The following is an 18,580-nucleotide window of genomic DNA, read 5'->3' on the forward strand; positions in this document are numbered from 1 at the left end:
CGAAGTCGCGCGCAGGTTGCACGCACCTGGTGACGGTCGCGTAAAGATCAGCCCCGGCCTGGGTCTATTGCCAATCAGAGTTAGCGAACGGTTGTGCCGACGGCTCCGGGAGAGGACAGCAGGTCGACCAGGATGTTCTTGACCGGCTCCGGTGTCGTCCTGGCGGTGATGAACGGCAGGCCCCTGCGCCGCCTTGTCCAACCGACGACCGTGACCGCTTCCGCTGCAGGCTCGAAGCGCCGCGCCAGCGCCCAGCTCTGGCAGTCGATGGCCGCGACATCGGCCTTGCCCTCGGCAATCGCGACGATCGAGGCGCGGTGGCCACCGCTTTCGCTGCGCTCAGAGAAGATGTTCAGGCTTTCGCCCAGCGCCTCCAGGTCACGCGTCAGCCCGACGAAGCCCGACATCGAATCGGAGTGGTTGAAGGTGAAACGCATGCTGCGCAGCAGGTCGAGAGGAACAAGAGGGCTGCCGTCATCAGGTGCTCGAACAGACGGCGAGCCGTCCGCGCGCATCACGATGGCGCTCGAATAGAGTTCGCCCTGCCCGCCCTCGTATGCGTCGTAGCTCGGCTGGCCGACCACCTGGACATGCTCCGACAGGCCGAGTTCCATCGGCCCCCAGCAGGTCTGTGCGAACAGCAGCGCCGGATGCAGCCAAAGCCCGTGAAAATCCAGTTCGTCCGGCGGCAGCGTCGCTGGATCGGGCGCGATCACCTTTCCGGCGGCGTCACGGATGCCGCCGTCTACAGGCCACAGATCGGCATTGACGCGAGCGATGGTCTGCGGCGCGTCGATGCCTCTTTGCCGGAAGGCATCACGCAGCCGTGCCCATTCGGCATCGACCTCGCTCCGCATTTCGGGCCAGTCATACATCGGCAAGGCGGCAACGAAATTGCTCATGCCGGGATTTTGGTCGTTACGCTGAGAGACTGACGAGACCATTGACGCGCACCTGGGCATCGCAGCCGGCGATGCCGCAAAATTCATTCTTTCGGCGGCTCGGCGGGCACCGGTGCACTGCCAAGCCCATTGAGGCTGCGCGCCCGAACGCGCGGCTTGAACGCCCGGCCCGGCTCCGGCGTGCGCCGCAGCACCGGGTGTACGATCGGCTCCTTCGCCTTGAACGCATAAGCCTTGAGTAGCGCGAAATAGTTTGGATAGGCGTAGCCATTGTTCATCCGTAGCCACTCGTCACGGCGCTCGCGAAACAACTTCGGCAGCCGATACCAAGCCACCGTCGGGCTCTTGTGATGGACGAAATGCAAATTGTTGTTGAGGAACAGCAACGACAGCGGCGAACGCTCGACGATCACCGTGCGGCCTTCCGGATGCTCCGACCACTGATGCTCGGCGAAGGTACGGATCGAGATCAGTGACTGGCCGAGCCACACCGGCACCAGCACGTAGAGCCACAGCGGGATGCCGAAGCCGAACTGCACGACCGCCAGCACCACGGCGAGGCCGATGGCGTGCAGCAGCCATGCCTTGCGGATCACCTTGTCGCCGGCAAGCATCTGCTTGGCATCGTCGATGAAGAAGCCGGTGCACGACAGCCACGGGCCGAGAATGAGGCGGCCGATCATGGTGTTGTTGATTTTCAGCAGGAACTTCATCGCCGGCGGCAATTCGTCATGGTGCCACAGCGCCTTGTAGTAGCTTTCAGGATCGTCAAGCGGATCGGTCAGCCGTTCGTCGGCATGGTGGCGCAGATGGATGGTCTTGAACCGACGGAACGGCCAGACGAGACCGATCGGCAGGAAGACGAAAGCTTCGTTGAGCTGCGCATTGCGGGTCGGATGGCCGTGCAGGACTTCGTGCGCCAGCGAGGATTGCAGCGCAGCCATCAAGGCCAGAACGACGAGCGCCAGCAGCGGATAGGACGGCCACAGGAACAGGCCGGCTGCGAGCCAGGTGCCGTAACAGAAGAACGCGAGAAACACGGTCGGCCATTCGATGGCCGGTGCATTGCGTCGTCTGTTATTCATGCTCGTCATGGATCGACCACTGCCCTTCCAGTCGCCGGAACCGTTTTGATTCCTGACAGCATTGTGTCAGGAGCATTGAGATGCTGCAATGAGACAAAGCGCACAAAATGTTGCGATTGCGCATTTTAAGCCGCACATGTTATTAATTGTAAACGAGCTGGCGGATTCATTTACGCCCGATGTGCCAGTTTAGTGGCCTCGGCGGATTTTTTTCCTCCCAATAGCCGGAATGACGATATGGACAAACGCGACCTGTCGACGATCTTTCGGGAGCGCATGAAAATGCTCCTGACACGATCCGACTTGAACCAGTCCGCCTTCGCGACGGCGGTGGGCATCGACCGCTCGGCGCTTTCGCAGTTGCTGTCCGGCGCCTCGACACGCCTTCCCCGCGCCGAAACGCTGCTCAACATCGCCGCCGAATTCAAGGTGTCGCTCGACTGGCTGCTTGGCCTCAGCCAGGACGAAGGCGTCACCGGTGAAATCCGCGAAAGCCTGGAGATCGAGGAAGCGGCCGACGGCTTCGACCGCACGCTGCTGGCCAAATGGCATGCCGAGGCTGCGGGCACGAAAATCCGTTACGTGCCGGCCGGCATTCCCGACCTTCTGCGCACCGAGGCGCTTGTCGACTACGAGGCTGGTATTGCCAACAAGAGCCGCGAGGCGCAGGCCGGTGAGACGCAGTACCGCATCGACTACAACCGGCGGCCTGAAACCGACATGGAAGTCTGCATGCCGCGCCACACGCTGGAGATCTTTGCGCGCGGACTGGGCGTCTGGGACCGTTTCCCTGAGGCCGACCGCCACCAGCAGCTTCTTCACATGGCGACGCTGCTCGACGACCTTTATCCCACCTTCCGCCTGTTTCTCTATGACGGGCGCATGCGCTATTCGATCCCCTACACCATCTTTGGGCCTTATCGCGCCGCCATCTATGTCGGCGACATGTATCTGGTGCTGAACGCGACCCAGCCGGTCCGCACGCTGACCAGCCATTTCGACAATCTGATCCGCGCCGCCGACGTCAACGCGCATGAGGCGGCCAGCTTTACGCAAAGGCTGGCGGAGACGCGATTTTGACGGCTTGTTTGCCGCGCCGACATTGACGCCATATAAAGATTTCTTTATATCCTTATCTCGACAAAGAATTCCCGGAAGGCGTATTTCCAATGACGAATCCAATTGACGCGCTGCTTGCCGAAAAGGGCGTTCTGCTTGCCGATGGCGCCACCGGTACCAATCTGTTCGCCATGGGGCTCGAGGCCGGCGAGGCTCCAGAGTTGCTGAACGAGACGGCTCCCGACACCATCACCAGCCTGCACCAGAACTTTGTCGATGCCGGCGCCGACATCATTCTCACCAACTCCTTCGGCGGCACCCGCCACCGGCTGAAGCTGCACCATGCGCAAGACCGCGTGCATGCGCTGAACAAGCGCGCCGCCGAGATCGCCCGCGCTGTCGCCGATAAAGCCGGCCGCAAGGTCATCGTGGCGGGTTCGGTCGGCCCGACCGGCGAGTTGCTGGTGCCGCTCGGTGCCATGACCTATGACGAGGCGGTCGAGGCCTTTGCCGAACAGATCGAGGGCCTGAAGGCCGGCGGTGCCGAAGTCGCCTGGATCGAGACCATGTCGGCGCCGGACGAAATCCGCGCCGCAGCCGAAGCCGCGATCCGCGTCGGCCTGCCCTATACTTATACCGGCTCCTTCGACACCGCCGGCCGCACCATGATGGGGCTATTGCCGAAGGACATCCACGGCGTCGCCGATGGGCTATCGCAGGCGCCGCTCGGTGTCGGCGCCAATTGCGGTGTCGGCGCCTCCGACATCCTCGCCTCGCTGCTCGATATGACCGAGGCGAAGCCGGAGGCGACGGTGATCGTCAAGGGCAATTGCGGCATTCCGGAATTCCGCGGCGCCGAAATCCACTATTCCGGCACGCCCGAATTGATGGCCGACTATGTCAGGCTCGCCGTCGATGCCGGCGCCAAAATCGTCGGCGGTTGCTGCGGCACCTCGTTCGCCCACCTAGCCGCCATGCGCAAGGCACTCGACGCGCACACCAGATCGGATCGCCCGACCGTCGAGAAAATCGTCGAGCGCATCGGCCCGATGCGCAACAAGCAGGCGACAGTCAACACCGCCGAGACCAGCGAAGCCCGCCGCGAGCGCCGACGCAGCCGCGCCTGACAAATGTTGAAAAAAGGGCCGGCAAGGTTTTCCTCGCCGGCCTGTCTCACGGCCGTGTGTCGGTTTTCCGTATCAGAACGATTCTATCTGAGGAAACCGGCCGTCATCACCATTACCGGTTACCGCCGAGCGCCGAGGCAAGGCGCACCAGCGAGAGGAACTCGGACCGGTACCCAAACGGGTCGGCTCCCCGGGCGGCAGTGGCAATCTCCATGATCTTGTCGTAGCCGAACTTCGCGGTCGCATCCTCGTCGCGCAGCTTCTGGCCGAAGGCCGCGACGGCAACGGAGAAACGCTGGTCGGTGCTGGCCTGGTCGAAATCAGCCACTTCATTGGCCGATGTCACCGGCGTGGTGATCAGCTTCGAGGCATCCTCATTCGGCAACTTGTAGCGGATCTTCACGAACGCATATTCGTCGGCATTGGCGACGCCGCCATTGTTCACTGCAGCCTGGCCATAGCGCAGCGGATCGATTTGCTCGGCGCCGTTGCCTTTCGGCGTGATCTCGTAGATCGCAGTGACCGAATGGCCGGAGCCGATCTCGCCGGCATCGACGCGGTCGTTGTTGAAATCCTCGCGATTCAAGGCGCGGGTCTCGTAGCCGATCAGCCGGTATTCCGAGACTTTTTGCGGGTTGAACTCGACCTGGATCTTCACGTCCTTGGCGATGGTGAACAGCGTCGAAGACGCATCCTCGACCAGCACCTTCTCCGCCTCGGCCAAAGTGTCGATATAGGCGGCGGTGCCGTTGCCGTTCTGGGCGATGGTCTGCATCATCTGATCGTTCAAATTGCCGCGACCGAAACCGAACACCGACAGGAACACGCCGGTCTTACGCTCCTTTTCGATCAATCGCTTCAGATCGTCGTCGTCGGTCTGGCCGACATTGAAGTCGCCGTCCGTGGCGAGCATCACGCGATTGATCCCGTCGTCGACAAAGGATTTCTGCGCCAGCCTGTAGGCTTCCTTGATACCCGCCTCGCCGGCCGTGCTGCCGCCGGGCGCCAACGTGTCGATGGCATTGAGAATCTTGTCCTTCTCCGAAACCTTCGTCGGCTCCAGGACAGTGCCGGCATCGCCCGCATAGGTGACGATCGAAACCGTGTCGTCGGGCTTCAATTTGTTGACCAGAAGTCGGAAGGCGGACTGCAAGAGCGGCAACTTATCCTGCTCGTTCATCGAGCCCGACACGTCGATCAGGAAGACCAGATTGGCCTTGGGCTGCTCGGCCGGCTTCGCGTCGAAACCTTTGATGGCGACATGCATCAGCCTAGTGTGCCCATTCCATGGCGTTGGCATGACGCTAACGGTCGAGTTGAACGGCGTCGAGGCGGTCTCAGGACCTTTCCAATCATAGGGGAAGTAGTTGATCATCTCCTCGACGCGGACCGTGTCGGCCTGCGGCAGGAAACCTTCCTTCAGCGAACGCCGCACGAAGGAATAGGAGGCCGTGTCGACATCGATCGAGAAGGTCGAGACCGGGTCTTCGAGCGCGGCACGCACCGGATTGGTCTTGAAATCCTCGACGCGGTCGCGGTTTTGCTCCTGCGTCAGCATCTGGTCGGCCGGCATAGCGGCAGGCCGCTGCCCCATCAGTTTGGACTCGGCTGTTGTGCCGGGCATAGCATTGACCGTTGGGGCGCTTGCGCCGCCGTCCAGTGCGAACTCGCGGCTCGGCGCCGGCGGGGGCGCATTGCGGGTCAGCGCACCTTGCCTTGCCATGCCGCCGACGGCCGCCGATTCTGGCTTCGGCGGCGATGCCGGCGCAAGCGCCTCGGCTGCGTCGCGGCTTTCGTCGTCGGCTTTCTTCCGCCTGTCGGCCTCGGCCACGGTGAGCGGTCTCGCCGTTGGCGGCGCATTAGCCACTGGTTTGTCGGCCAGCGTTTCCGTGATCTTCTCGTCCCCACCGGAATAGAACGGCTGCTCCTGCAGCATATAGATGGTGGCGTATCCGGCGATCGGCAGGGCGACGAGCCCGGCAATGGCCGGGGTAGCGAAGAGTTTCTTTTGCATGATTTCGCTCCAGAGGTTTTGTGCTCGCTCTGTGAGACGCAGCCCGTTCGCCGATCCTTGGGCTGCGGGTGAAGTTTTTTCGTCCAGGTCGTAGGCCCGCATGGCGGCCTCGAAGGCACGCGTCTTGGCGTCGGTGCCCGGTGCCGGCGTTGCGATGTCGCGCAGCCTGTTGAGTTCGTTGTCGTCGACCATGATTACACTTCCCCGGCTGAAAGCAGGAGCGTCTTCAACCGTTTCTTCGCTTCATGGATGTGCCAGGAAACCGTCGTCTCCGAGATGCCCATCGCCTCGGCGGCAACTGCGTGGCTCAGCCCTTCGCCATAGACGAGCAGCACCGCGTCGCGCTGCTTGCCCGGCAGCATCCGCACCGCCGCCCAAAGCGCCTCGGCCGGATCTTCGGGCTCGACCGGAGCTTCTCCCGAGATCCGCTCGTAAGCGCCGTAGGCTTCGGTCTTGGTCGTCTCGCGGACGGTCTTGCGCATCATGTCGCGCGCTGCATTCAGCGTCATGGTGTAGAGCCAGGTGGTGAAGGCGCCGTTGCCACAATAATCGCGGATCGCCCGGCCAAGGCGGACGCAAACTTCCTGGGCGATATCCTCGGCATCGGCCTTTTTCCCGCACCAGCGATAGGCGGCGCGATAGACGAAATCATAGTGCCTTTCGAGCAATGTGCCGAAAGCCCCCCTGTCTCCGCCCTTCGCCCGCCCGATCAACTCGGCGTCGGAGGCTTCGCTTTCATCCAGCATCAGCGCCATCATTTGCCTGTTGGACGAAGGCTAATGGCGATTCCTTGGGATGATGGAAGAAATTTTTGGCAGGCGGTCACATGACGACCATCTGCGCCCTACCCTAGCGTCTCCGTGAACAGCGTCGTCAGCCGCTTCCAGTGGCGCTCGGCGCCGGTTGCATCGAAGGCGCTGTGGTCCGGCACGCACCAGCCATGCGCCATACCGGCATAGTTCTCGATGACATGGTCGACTTCAGCCGTGCGCAGCGCTTCGGCCAGCCGTGCCGACTGCTCCGGCGGGAAATTTCTGTCCACGCCCGCAGTGCCGACATAGACCCGCGCCTTGATCGACGCAGCCTTCCGGTGCGGGCTGTCGGCGGCATCGCTCGCCAGATTGCCGCCATGGAAACTGGCCGCGGCAATGATGCGGTCGGGATAGGCCGCAGCGGCGTTCAGCGCCCGCGCTCCGCCCATGCAATAGCCGACGGCGCCGACCGGTCCGGTCACGCCTTCGGCATCGAGCGCATCGAGGAAGGCGCCGCTGTCGCGGATGGTCATGTCCTGCGTCGTGCCGCTGAGGAGACCCATGATGGCAGCCTTGCGCTTCTCGTCACTGAATGCGGTCTTGGCCTCGAAAGGGCCGTAGGGCGCGTTGCGGTAGAAAAGGTCCGGGACCAACACCGCGCAATTGTCGCCTGCAAGTCGTTCCGCCATTTGGTCGAGCGCCGACCGCGGACCAAAAGCGTCCATATAGAGGATGATTGCGGCCTTGGCCGGGGCCGCCGAGCGGAATAAACCGGCTTTTGCCAAGCCGTCGCTGGTTTTGATCTGAATGTCCCGCTTCGCCATCACCCACTCCTTCGATTGTCGCGCGATACATATCCACGCAGGCCAACAGGGCAAGTCGCAATGAGGCAACCTCATTCAAAATTTCGTGCGGCATTCGGCGACGCTACAGACCCGCGAACGCGGCCATGTGGAAGGCCTGAACCTGTGGTGGATAACGGTAGGCCGCGCCGTAGGGACAGGCGTTGCGGTCGAGGCAGCCGCCGGTTCGGCAAGGCGCGCCGTTTTGCCCACGCACATGCGCCAGACAGGCTTTGTGCGCGAAACCATCCGCAGAATAAGCGTCGACCGGACAGGATTTCAGGCAGGGTTTTTCGAGACATGCATCACAAAGGTGAATCACGTCGCGGGGTTCTGGAAGCGCAATCTCGTCCTCGAACAGCAGCGCGCCGCGATAGGCGTGCCAGAGCCCGTATTGCGGATGCATGAGGATGCCGAGCGGCGACGACCGCAAGCCCTCCGCCCGCATCGCCCATTGCTGGAACGGCAGATACGGTCTGTCGGAGGGCGAAGCGGCGCGCGCCCCGAATGTCTCCGCCACTGCGCCGATTACTTCTCGCGACCATTTGTCGAGCGGATTGGCGATGGTCCCCGATTGGCCTTCCCGCCAGCGCAGGAAATGCGGCCATGGCGCGGCGCCCGCCTGCCCGACCAGCAGCACGGATATGGCGGCTGCGCCGGAGAGACCGGAGGGTGTTTCCTCACCGCCTGCAAAATTGAAGCCGCCGCGAAGCACGAGGCCGTGGGCGGAAAGCGCTGCCGCGATATTTTCGATCAGGCTGCGCGCAGGAGTCACCCCTTCTTGTCCGGCTCGGAGAAGGCGCTCCGCCAGACTTCCTTGTGGATGATGTTGGCGACTTTAGCCCCGCCTGACTCGGGCTCCTTTCAGGTGAAGGCGTCGGCCATCGACGCCTTCTTCCTGGCGATGAACTCCTTCAGCCCGTCGTCAATACCCTGATCGAGATGCGGCGCCTCGTAACTTTCCAGCCAGCGGCGGGCGAGCTCGTTGGCGCGCTGCGGCGCGGTTTTTTCGCCCTCGGCCAACCACTGCTCGTAGGAATTGTTGTCGGCGATATTGGAACGGTAGAAGGCGGTCTGAAAATTGGCCTGGGTGTGATCACAGCCGAGATAGTGGCTGCCCGGACCGACCTGGCGAATGGCATCCATCGCCTGGCCGTTCTCCGACAGGTCGACGCCTTCCGAGAACTTCTGCGTCATGCCGAGCTGGTCGATGTCCATCATGAATTTTTCGTAGCAGGAGGCGAGCCCGCCCTCGAGCCAGCCGGCCGAGTGCAGCACGAAGTTGGTGCCGGCGAGGATCGTCGAGTTCAGTGTGTTGGCGCTCTCATAAGCCGCCTGCGCGTCCGGTATCTTCGAAGCACACAGCGAGCCGCCGGTGCGGAACGGCAGGCCAAGCCGGCGGGCGAGTTGCGCCGCACCATAAGAGACGAGCGACGGCTCCGGCGTGCCGAAGGTCGGCGCGCCCGACTGCATCGAAATCGACGAGGCAAAGGTGCCGAACAGCACCGGCGCGCCCGGCCGGATCAGCTGCGTGAACGACGCGCCGGCCAGCACTTCGGCCAGAACCTGGGTCAGCGTGCCGGCGACCGTCACCGGGCTCATTGCGCCGGCGAGAATGAACGGCGTGACGATACAGGCCTGGTTGTGGCGCGAATAGACTTTCAGCGCGCCCAGCATGGTCTCGTCGAACACCATCGGCGAGTTGGCGTTGATCAGGCTGGTCAGCACCGTGTTGTTCTCGACGAAATCGTCGCCGAACACGATCTTGGCCATCGCAACCGTGTCTTCGGCGCGCTCCGGCGCGGTGACCGAGCCCATAAACGGCTTATCCGAATATTTGATGTGGCTGTAGATCATGTCGAGATGGCGCTTGTTGACCGGCACGTCGACCGGCTCGCACACCGTGCCGCCCGAATGGTGGATCGACGGCGCCATATAGGCGAGCTTCACGAAATTCTGGAAATCCTCGATCGTCGCATAGCGCCTAACGCCATCGAGGTCGCGCACGAAGGGCGGGCCGTAGACCGGCGCGAAGACCGTGGCGTTGCCGCCGATCTGCACCGAACGTTCTGCATTGCGGGCATGCTGGGTATAGACGGACGGCGCGGTTTTCAAAAGTGAGCGGCAGAGCCCCTTCGGGAAATGCACGCGCTCGCCCTTGACGTCGGCGCCGGCTTCTTTCCACAGTTGCAGCGCCTCGGCGTCGTCGCGAAAGATGATGCCGATCTCCTCGAGCACCGTGTCGGTGTTCTTCTCGATCAGCGCCAGCCCTTCCTCGTCCAACACCTCATAAACGTTGATCTTGCGCTTGATGTAGGTGAGCTGGGTGCCGGGGCCGCCACCCGAGCGCGCCGCCCGCCGGGCAGCAGCACCTCCGCTGGCGGCGCGTCCGCGCCGCGCGTTTGACGCTTCCTGGTCGACCGGCGCGTTCTCACTCATGATCGTTCTTCCCTGACTTTGTTCTGGCGCAATTGTTATGGCCGCATATCGCGGCTTCTGGCCGGATCGTAGTCATGCACCCTATTCGAAACGGCCCGCCAGCGCCAACGCCTGTCGCAAAATCGACAAGAATTCCAATAGATTTGCAGTCGCTTTCCTTTTGCGGGAAGTCGCAAATCAGCTATGGACGCAAGCCTGTAGCGGGTTAGGTATTGACGTGATATTTGAGGCCCCGCAACTGTATCCGTGCGGCAAGGAGCTGGATTAAAAATGGCCGACGACGAGATCATCCTTTCCGAGCTTTCCGACGACGAACTCGTGCAGCAGATGCACGACGATCTTTATGACGGGCTGAAGGAAGAGATCGAGGAAGGCACAAACATCCTTCTCGAGCGCGGCTGGGCGCCTTACAAGGTGCTGACCGAGGCGCTGGTCGAAGGCATGCGCATCGTCGGCGAGGATTTTCGCGACGGCATCCTGTTCGTGCCGGAAGTGCTGTTGTCGGCCAACGCGATGAAGGCGGGCATGTTCATCCTGCGTCCGCTGCTCGTCGCCACCGGCGCGCCAAAGCAGGGCAAGATGGTGATCGGCACCGTCAAGGGCGACATCCACGACATCGGCAAGAACCTTGTCGGCATGATGATGGAGGGCGCCGGCTTCGACGTCATCGACCTCGGCATCAACAATGCGGTGGAAAAATATCTCGACGCCATCGAACAGCACCAGCCTGACATCATCGGCATGTCGGCGCTGCTGACGACGACCATGCCTTACATGAAGGTGGTCATCGATACGATGAAGGAAAAGGGCATCCGCGACGACTATGTCGTGCTGGTCGGCGGCGCGCCGCTCAACGAGGAGTTCGGCAAGGCAGTCGGCGCCGACGCCTATTGCCGCGACGCTGCCGTGGCGGTCGAGACCGCCAAGGACTTCATGAAGCGCAAGCACAACGTCCGCGCTTCGGCCTGAGCTCTTTAGCCAATTCCCCGCAGGGACTGGCCCGGTGCCGTCGGCCCCGGGCCCAATCGCCACTGGATTTCTCGATCGGCATAGGCATTGCCGTCGGCATGGCGCTGGCCGGCTAGCTATTGGAAGTACGGTACTTCCGCGATCACGCCATACCCACGGACCTAACCTCTGGTAGCTTATTCGTGCGGCGGACCCCAACGCCGCCCGGCCGGCGCCCTACAAGGCACTCTACCCCAACGCCCCCCAAAGCGGCGCCGGCCACCCCTTATCTGCATCGCACTGACAAGGAGAAGCCCGCGCTCCTCCTCTGAGCGCGGGCCGATCGGGCTGCGGCCCGATCTGCAGTGGGGGCTAAGCGGGGGGATAGGCCCACTGCTCCCAGACAACTGTTAGAAACTCCTAATGTTCCGCTTGATCAGCACCGCAAAACGGAGGCGGGATGCCGGTCACTCTTCCTCCCGTTAGGCACCAAATTGACTCTAGGCTCATCCGGTTTGATGACTAAGGGAACGGATCATGACCATTTTACTAAATTAGAAATGTTGCATGAAATGACCTATAATTCGGCCCAACCGGCGAACGGACCCAATTGCCCGCTGGCTAGGCCCGGCGGCCAGCTTGTCGCCCCCCGATTGGCTGTCGGGCCGTCTATCAAACGCACGGTAGCGACCAAACGTGAGACGAGATCGAATCAACACCCCGCAACCAGCATCAAGGGCAAGCGCCACGGGACGCCTGCCAACGACGGAGAAGGCTACCTCGAGTTCTGCCCCGTTTGTGGCCCAAACGTTCGACAAGCGGAATCTTGCCGAGGTGCTGCATCATCATCTCCCCGACCATGAGCCGCTGCCGACCGAACAATAGGTTCCGCCAGCCTCTCGACATGGGGGCAAAATGCGGCTCCTCATTGTCCGCTGGCCTGCCTTGCCCTTCGGATGTCCAGCATCAGGAACATGCCGACGAACAGTGTTCGTTCGAATGATGCTATTCCGTTGCCTTGAGCGTAAGTTTTTGGTCAGCCAGCACAGCGCCTCCTCTTAAGCTAGCTGGCAAGGCCCAGCGGCCTCCAGCTGCCAGTCCCCCTCGCAACCAAGCCGCTGGGCCGTTCCCGCTAGAGCGAAGCGCGTTGTCTCGTATATCAGCAACCTTTTGACTGGTGGCGATCACAGCCACAGTGCGAAGGCGGGTAAGCGAGGGACCGCGTAAGCGTCTCCATCCCCTCCTACGGATTCCCGCACTCCATCCGCGATTCTACAAGGGTCAAGCGCGGCCAGCATATTGAGCTTCTGGCGAGATTACGCGCATAGACGAGGAGGCCGGCAAGGTGACGATCGACCTTGGATCGCTGGTTACGGTGGGTTTGGATAAGGTCAGGCGGGTGGAGAAATACCGGCCGCAGGAGCGCAAGAAGCCGCTGCGTGGACATGGTGCGCTAGCATGGAAGTCCAACAGAACATCCGCAGCGCCTGGGCCGCCCTCAAACTGGTTCGCATGGCTTTTGAACAGACCTGCCGGCCCGGCTTGCTTCCGAGCGCGGAAGCAGTTTTGTTGCTATTCGGTTCCGAGCCTGTCCATGAAGGCGAAGCCCTTGCCAAAGCCATCATTGGGACGGTTGAAAGGCTGGCCCGATGATTCGCCATGAATCAGTGCCGCGACGAGGAGCGAGCAATCGAGCTCCTCCGGAAACGAAACATTCAAGTCACTCTGAGTTGCCATGCGAAGCGATTTCAATCTTGCCGTCTTTGCGGCGCGTTCGGCGCGCTCAGCCTCAGCGATTACCTTCGCGGAGCGCCTAACTGTGCTATTTCCCAGCCAACACATCTATTCGATCCAGCAGAATTCCGATGCGCCGGTCATGCCCTGACTCTTTGAGATTGTCGCCGTTCATTGTGATGAAGTCGGTTTCGATCGGTGAGGTTAAAACCTGCACTCCCGCCATGCGCGGGCCGATCGCCTTGGGAATAGCCGTTGGCTTGGCGCGCGCCGCCTAAAGCCGACCCTTGGGCGCGCGTCTGGTCTCCAATCGGCAACAAACGCATTGTTGACTCTGGGAGTGGGAGGGGTGGAAAAATCGCGCTACGATAATCGGTCTGGTCAGTGGCGAAAGCGCGCTAGACACCGCCGACATTGGCGACCTTCGCGCGATGCGACTTGGTGGGCGTCGATTGCTGCGGCAAGCGCAATCCTGATCGGCCTGATCGCCCTCAAAGGCGGATCTCCCTAGGCGCACTGCAAACGTTCATTTGCCACCACCCTAGGTGCCATAGCCACCACCTGTTGCTGCTTGCTCGTCACGACGTTGCAATGGGCTTATGGAAATAGCCGTTGGGATGGCGATCGCAGGATATTTAGATATTCCGCCCGCGCGGCTGGGGGATGGCAGACCAAGGAGGAGACCAAAGCATAAGTACGACAGCCCGTACTTATGCTCTGCCAGGCCGAGGCGGCGCGCGACGCTGGCATGTCTTGACATCAACAAGCAACAGCGCCCCGCAGCGAACATACCCGGTGAAACTTTGGACGGGAAGTTGAGCGCGGCAAGCCTCGCTCGGAGCGTTCGGGCGGGTTGAAGCGCCTATTTTGACTTTTTCGCCTCTTCCTTTTTCAGGATCGGCGTTTCGGCAGTTGTGGGCGTATTCGCGACGCTTGCGACTTTGGTCTGCTGATCTACGCTTGCAGCTTTGGTTTGCTGATCTACGGAAGCCGTCGTTTTAGTGTGGCCAACACATTCCGCTGCGGCGCCGGACACCGAAAGGCCCAGAGCGGCGACAACTAAGAGAGCGGTCTTCATCCTATGGCTCCTAGCTTCGTTGTTAAGGGTACCAGAAAAGATTAACGGCATATCCCCCGCTCGAAAAGTCAACTTTTCGTGCCCGCCCGATCCGAGCCTTGCAGCACGACTTTCTTGTTCCCAGATGTCACAAGGACTTAATGCGCATCGCTTGAACTATCTTGAGAGTAATGCGCTTTGGCGAGACTGCGGATCAGGGGTTCTCGACCGTGTCCTCAACCGCGTTGGCTGTCGATTTGACGTCCCTGCCGACGCCACGGACGGTGTTGGCGCAGGCCGAAAGTGCCAGGGCGCAAGCGAGAATGGCGATCGGTGCAATGCGTAGCGGTTTCATGAATTTGGTATCTCCCTCAACAGATAGATTCGTGGGACAGCAACGAAAATCGGTTAGACTGGTTCCATGAGCATTGCGCGAAAGCTACAACCCGATCAAGGCGACAGGCTGCTTGTCATCGCCTGCGGGATGATTGCGCGCGAAGTTCTGGCCGTCAAGGAGCAGCTGGGGCTCGACCATCTCGACCTGACCTGCCTGCCGGCGGAGTTCCATTTCTACCCGGACCGCATCGCGCCGGCCATGGACAAGGCAATCGAGAAGGCCAAGGCGGACGGCTATAGATACATCTTCGTCGGCTACGCCGATTGCGGCACCGGCGGCCTGCTTGACCGCGTCTGCGAGAAGCATGGCGTCGAGCGCATGGCCGGGCCGCACTGCTTTGCCTTCTACCAGGGCATGGACGCCTATGCTAAGGTCGCCGACGACGACATGATGTCGTTCTACATGACCGATTTCCTGTGCCGGCAGTTCGACGCCTTCTTCATGAAGCCGCTCGGCCTCGACAGGCATCCCGAGCTGATCAAGGACTATTTCGGCAATTACGAGAAGCTGGTCTATATCGCCCAGACCGACGACCCGGAACTCGACAAGGTCGCCGAGAAGGCCGCGAAAATGCTCGGCCTCGCCTATGAGCGCCGCTCGACCGGCTATGGCGACCTGACGACGGAGCTGGCCAGCGCCGCGCACAGTCGGTGAAAGAACCAACGTCCTGTTAACGCTAATGGCTCTGAGGATGCCGATTACTCGCCATCGGCTCGCCGATCCGATGTGACATCGGCAATGCGCCCGGTTTCAAAGCGGATCGGCCCCCGCGCAGTTGGATCTTTGCGCAATATCTCGTCAATCATGGCTTCGACGCTGTCGAAATTACCTTGCAGAATTGACCGATCATCCAGTTCCCAATACTCCCCTTCATCTATGACATCGAGATTGTAAAACAAGTGAGTAAGTTCACGAAGAAGCTGGATGATCTCGATATGCGCGTCTGATCCTGCAAATTGAGTCTTACAATATTGTTGAATGAAGAAGTGCTTGTCGAACTCAAGACGAAGCGGTTCCGAATTAGGATGTGGCTGCAGCTCTATTCCGAAGACCGGACCAATGTATTCCACGTCACGTTCATCGACGGTACGATTGCGCTTCATCTCATGTTCATCGATCACCCGAACCGACCAGCCTCGAGTGGTGGCAAACGCCTTGGCTTCCCGTACCAGAGCAACATATTGCTCGTGTCCCCGTAACTGTCCCTCGAAGTGGATTGTTATTCCCACGGACATCTCCCGCTTAAAAACAGTCGTGACGGATAGCGGCGCTTCTATTCCGCCGCAAGCGCGGCAAGCACATCGGCAAAGCTCGTCTTGCAGACGAAGCCCAGCCTGTCCCGCGCCCGCGAGGCGTCGTAGACGCGGTCGATCGAGGAAAACATCGTCCAGCCCTTTCGCGCATAGAGCGCCGGAAATTCCGGAAAATATTGCGCGACGACGGACGGCGCGTCGGCGATCAATGCCTCGCAATCATCGGGCCGGAACGGCGTTGGCGCCGAGATGATGAAGATGTCGAAGCCCAGTTGTGGCGCCTTCTCCAGCGCCGCGACATGGGCCTCGGCGGCATCTTCCACGGTCAGCCGGCGGAACAACAGCTCATTGGCCTTGGAGTTGGCGTCCGACTGCTCGATGGCGTGCGCCATGTCGTCTGCCTCGGGAAAGAACCGGGCGGTGCGCAGCACGATCACCGGCAGACCGGACTGGATGTGATAGAGGCGGCAAAGATGCTCGGCCGAAAGCTTGGTGACGCCGTAGATGTTGCGCGGCTCGGGCGACATGTCTTCCGTCAGCCAGGCGGCTTTGCGCGTACCGCCGGTCAAGCCGGCGCGTATGGCTTTCGAGATCATCAGCGAGGTCGTCGACGTGAAGATGAAGCGCTGAACGCCTGATGTCACCGCCGCGTCGAGCAGGTTGAGCGTGCCGCGCACATTCGTCTCGATGAAATCCTCATTACGGCTGTGTTCGATGTCCGGCTTGTGCAGCGCGCCGCTGTGGACGATCGCCTCGATGCGGTTTTCCCTGATCGTCCGCATGACCAGATCACGGTCGGCGACCGAGCCGATCACCTGCGTTTGCGCCGTCCGGGCGGGATCGAGGCCGATGACGCCATGGCCAAGAGCCCGCAGGCGCGGAGCTAGCGCGCTGCTCAGCCACCCTGACGATCCCGTAAGCAAGATCCGCATCGGCGAAACCACGATTTTTAAGCTGATCGCTGTTAAGCACGGATGACAGGTCACCGCGAACGGGTAAGTTGTATGCCAAACGAGAAAACAGGCTGTTCCAGCTTTCGACCAGGAAACGCACCGATGATCGCTCGCCTCCTGATTGCCGCAGGCGTTGTCTGCTTCGCTCTGCCTGCGCTCGCCGATGGCGAGGTGCAGAAGCTGATCACGCCCGCCGACAAGGTGCGGCTCGACAAATATGACGAGACGCGCAAGGCAGCCCTTGACGAAGCCAGGGCTGGCGACGCCGCCGATGTCAAGCAGCTCGACGCCTTGCTGGCAAAGCCGTTGGTCTCGTTTTCCGACAAGGACCTGACCGGCAACTGGCAGTGCCGTACCATCAAGACCGGCGGGCTGAGCCCGCTCGTCATCTATGGCTGGTTCAAGTGCAAGGTGAGCGACGACGGTTCGGGCTGGATGCTGGAAAAAATCACCGGTTCGCAGCGCACCAAGGGACGTTTCTTCGACGACGGCGAAAAACGCTCGATCTATCTCGGCTCCCTTTCCGTCAACGACGATCCTGCAAAACCCTATGGCGGCGGCCCACAAAGCGATCAGGTCGGCTATACCTTTCGCAACAGCGCCAACGAATGGCGCATCGAGTTACCGGCGCCCTATTACGAATCGAAGCTCGACATCCTTGAATTCAAGCGCTGAGCCCGCGATCCCTACTTGCGGCGTGCTGCGGCAGGTGCGCGGCAAGCCTGAGGCAGGCGATATGATTTCAAGCCACGCGCTGCGGCAGGCGGCATTCTCACGCGACATCTGCATCGAGGCGTTCAGGGATGCGCAGCCGCAAGCTTGCCACATCATATCCCGGCCTGCCCTCGAAACAGTGGTATCATCCGACGATCTGGTTCTATCTCTGGACCGGCGTAAAAGCCGGCGTCTGGTAACGAGCGCCGATTTACCGGACAGCGCCCCGGCGATAAGCTTGGCCCCCATGAGCGAAATCGACCACCGCACCATCATCGCCAGCCTTTCGGCCGAGGATCGTCGCGACCTCACCGTTAAACTAGACAGGCCCGGTATTGTCCGGCTGGCCGTTCACGGCGGGCTGGTTGTCCTGCTGGGTGCGTTGATCGCCGCCAGCATTCCGTTCTGGCCGGTTCTCATGCTGCCGCTGGGAATCCTGATCGTCTTCTTCTTCACGCCGTTGCATGAGACCATCCACGAAACGGCATTCAGGACGCCGTGGCTCAATCGCGCCATCGCCACCGTGACCGGCTTCTTGATCCTGCTGCCGCCGGCATGGTTCCGCTATTTCCATTTCGCGCACCACCGCCACACGCACGATCCGGACAACGATCCCGAACTGATGGCCCCAAAACCGGAGATCATAGCCCAGTACCTACGCTATCTCTCCGGGATCCCCTATTGGAGCGGCATGGCGCGCGTGATCGTCGTCAACGCGGCCGGCCGCAACCGCGACGGCTTCGTGCCGGACAAGGGCCGCGACAAGGTGATTTCGGAATCACGTTGGTTTCTGATCGCCTATGCGGCGCTGCTGGCGGCCTCCCTGGTCGTGCAGTCGGCGCTGCTGCTGTGGGTCTGGATTGTGCCGGTGCTCGTCGGTCAGCCGTTTTTGCGGGCCTATCTGTTGGCCGAGCACGCGCTCTGCCCGCATGTCGCCAACATGCTCGAAAACACCCGCACCACCTTTACCACAAGGCTGGTACGCTTCGTGGCGTGGAACATGCCTTACCACTCCGAGCACCATTCTTATCCGGCCGTTCCCTTTCACCGCCTGCCGCGTTTCCACCAGATCGTCGCGGAGCATCTGCGCACGACCGAGCGAGGCTATCTCCGCTTCCACAGGAAGCTCGTCGGCAGCTTCGATCGCCGCGCCGGCTGATCCATACCAAGCCAAATATCGAAAATTTTCGCGTTTCCTTTTGCGGCCTCCAATTGCGTCGTTTTTGAATGCGCGCGCGTCGTCCCATAACAAGCAGCCCAACAGCGCTTCCGGCAATGCTCAAAGCCACGAGGAGTAAGAAATT

19 protein-coding genes are annotated in these 18,580 nt (G+C 61.2%); 7 read left to right on the plus strand and 12 right to left on the minus strand.

Annotated elements, in window-relative coordinates; all coding sequences use genetic code 11:
- Positions 1-80: 80 nt before the first annotated feature.
- The gene (locus tag CIT26_RS22345) at positions 81-902 is read right to left on the minus strand and encodes a phosphate/phosphite/phosphonate ABC transporter substrate-binding protein (RefSeq protein WP_095494570.1); all 822 of its coding nucleotides are present in this window, start codon (positions 900-902) and stop codon (positions 81-83) included.
- Positions 903-985: 83 nt separating this feature from the next.
- Complete coding sequence (locus CIT26_RS22350) at positions 986-1,987, minus strand: fatty acid desaturase (RefSeq protein WP_425350368.1); 1,002 nt, start codon at positions 1,985-1,987, stop codon at positions 986-988.
- A gap of 237 nt (positions 1,988-2,224) precedes the next feature.
- Here CIT26_RS22350 and CIT26_RS22355 point away from each other — a divergent pair, with 237 nt between their 5' ends.
- Both CIT26_RS22355 and bmt read left to right on the plus strand, forming a co-directional pair.
- Positions 2,225-3,067: a helix-turn-helix domain-containing protein gene (locus CIT26_RS22355; RefSeq protein WP_095494571.1), complete on the plus strand. Its 843-nt coding sequence runs from the start codon at positions 2,225-2,227 to the stop codon at positions 3,065-3,067.
- An 89-nt stretch (positions 3,068-3,156) separates the two neighbouring features.
- On the plus strand, positions 3,157-4,173 hold the full coding sequence (gene bmt / locus CIT26_RS22360; protein WP_095494572.1) for a betaine--homocysteine S-methyltransferase: 1,017 nt from the start codon (positions 3,157-3,159) through the stop codon (positions 4,171-4,173).
- A gap of 112 nt (positions 4,174-4,285) precedes the next feature.
- Here bmt and CIT26_RS22365 read toward each other — a convergent pair whose 3' ends face one another.
- The 5 genes from CIT26_RS22365 to CIT26_RS22385 all read right to left on the minus strand — a co-directional run bounded on the left by CIT26_RS22365 (position 4,286) and on the right by CIT26_RS22385 (position 10,220).
- Complete coding sequence (locus CIT26_RS22365; protein WP_095494573.1) at positions 4,286-6,379, minus strand: vWA domain-containing protein; 2,094 nt, start codon at positions 6,377-6,379, stop codon at positions 4,286-4,288.
- Between the two features lie 2 nt (positions 6,380-6,381).
- A complete protein-coding gene (locus CIT26_RS22370; protein ID WP_095494574.1) occupies positions 6,382-6,942 on the minus strand; it encodes an RNA polymerase sigma factor in 561 nt (186 codons plus the stop codon).
- 89 nt (positions 6,943-7,031) lie between these two features.
- Positions 7,032-7,763, minus strand: a complete 732-nt coding sequence (locus CIT26_RS22375) for a dienelactone hydrolase family protein (RefSeq protein ID WP_095494575.1) — start codon at positions 7,761-7,763, stop codon at positions 7,032-7,034.
- Between the two features lie 103 nt (positions 7,764-7,866).
- Complete coding sequence (locus tag CIT26_RS22380) at positions 7,867-8,556, minus strand: hypothetical protein (protein WP_095494576.1); 690 nt, start codon at positions 8,554-8,556, stop codon at positions 7,867-7,869.
- Positions 8,557-8,645: 89 nt separating this feature from the next.
- Complete coding sequence (locus CIT26_RS22385; RefSeq protein ID WP_095494577.1) at positions 8,646-10,220, minus strand: trimethylamine methyltransferase family protein; 1,575 nt, start codon at positions 10,218-10,220, stop codon at positions 8,646-8,648.
- A gap of 270 nt (positions 10,221-10,490) precedes the next feature.
- On the opposite strand from CIT26_RS22385, the gene CIT26_RS22390 reads away from it, so the two are divergent.
- Positions 10,491-11,189: a corrinoid protein gene (locus tag CIT26_RS22390; RefSeq protein ID WP_095494578.1), complete on the plus strand. Its 699-nt coding sequence runs from the start codon at positions 10,491-10,493 to the stop codon at positions 11,187-11,189.
- 1,437 nt (positions 11,190-12,626) lie between these two features.
- Entirely contained in the window at positions 12,627-12,821 is a 195-nt protein-coding gene (locus CIT26_RS22400) for a hypothetical protein (protein ID WP_095494579.1), read from the plus strand.
- 169 nt (positions 12,822-12,990) lie between these two features.
- On the opposite strand, the gene CIT26_RS36760 is transcribed toward CIT26_RS22400, so the two are convergent.
- From CIT26_RS36760 to CIT26_RS22410, 3 genes are all read right to left on the minus strand, one after another.
- Entirely contained in the window at positions 12,991-13,128 is a 138-nt protein-coding gene (locus CIT26_RS36760) for a hypothetical protein (RefSeq protein ID WP_167391511.1), read from the minus strand.
- Between the two features lie 636 nt (positions 13,129-13,764).
- Positions 13,765-13,980 (minus strand): hypothetical protein, encoded by a 216-nt coding sequence (locus tag CIT26_RS22405; protein WP_095494580.1) that lies wholly within the window; start codon positions 13,978-13,980, stop codon positions 13,765-13,767.
- A gap of 193 nt (positions 13,981-14,173) precedes the next feature.
- Positions 14,174-14,314, minus strand: coding sequence for an entericidin A/B family lipoprotein (locus CIT26_RS22410; protein WP_023798937.1), 141 nt, complete (start codon positions 14,312-14,314; stop codon positions 14,174-14,176).
- A 66-nt stretch (positions 14,315-14,380) separates the two neighbouring features.
- Here CIT26_RS22410 and CIT26_RS22415 point away from each other — a divergent pair, with 66 nt between their 5' ends.
- On the plus strand, positions 14,381-15,010 hold the full coding sequence (locus CIT26_RS22415; RefSeq protein ID WP_095494581.1) for a DUF1638 domain-containing protein: 630 nt from the start codon (positions 14,381-14,383) through the stop codon (positions 15,008-15,010).
- Between the two features lie 44 nt (positions 15,011-15,054).
- On the opposite strand, the gene CIT26_RS22420 is transcribed toward CIT26_RS22415, so the two are convergent.
- A complete protein-coding gene (locus CIT26_RS22420; RefSeq protein ID WP_095494582.1) occupies positions 15,055-15,585 on the minus strand; it encodes a hypothetical protein in 531 nt (176 codons plus the stop codon).
- Between the two features lie 44 nt (positions 15,586-15,629).
- Entirely contained in the window at positions 15,630-16,541 is a 912-nt protein-coding gene (locus CIT26_RS22425; RefSeq protein ID WP_095494583.1) for an NAD-dependent epimerase/dehydratase family protein, read from the minus strand.
- 123 nt (positions 16,542-16,664) lie between these two features.
- Between CIT26_RS22425 and CIT26_RS22430 the strand changes: the two genes are divergently transcribed.
- On the plus strand, positions 16,665-17,237 hold the full coding sequence (locus CIT26_RS22430) for a DUF4893 domain-containing protein (RefSeq protein ID WP_095494584.1): 573 nt from the start codon (positions 16,665-16,667) through the stop codon (positions 17,235-17,237).
- Between the two features lie 286 nt (positions 17,238-17,523).
- Entirely contained in the window at positions 17,524-18,435 is a 912-nt protein-coding gene (locus tag CIT26_RS22440; RefSeq protein ID WP_245319522.1) for a fatty acid desaturase, read from the plus strand.
- Positions 18,436-18,580 lie beyond the last annotated feature (145 nt).

The sequence above is a fragment of the Mesorhizobium temperatum genome, assembly GCF_002284575.1.
GTDB lineage: Bacteria > Pseudomonadota > Alphaproteobacteria > Rhizobiales > Rhizobiaceae > Mesorhizobium > Mesorhizobium temperatum.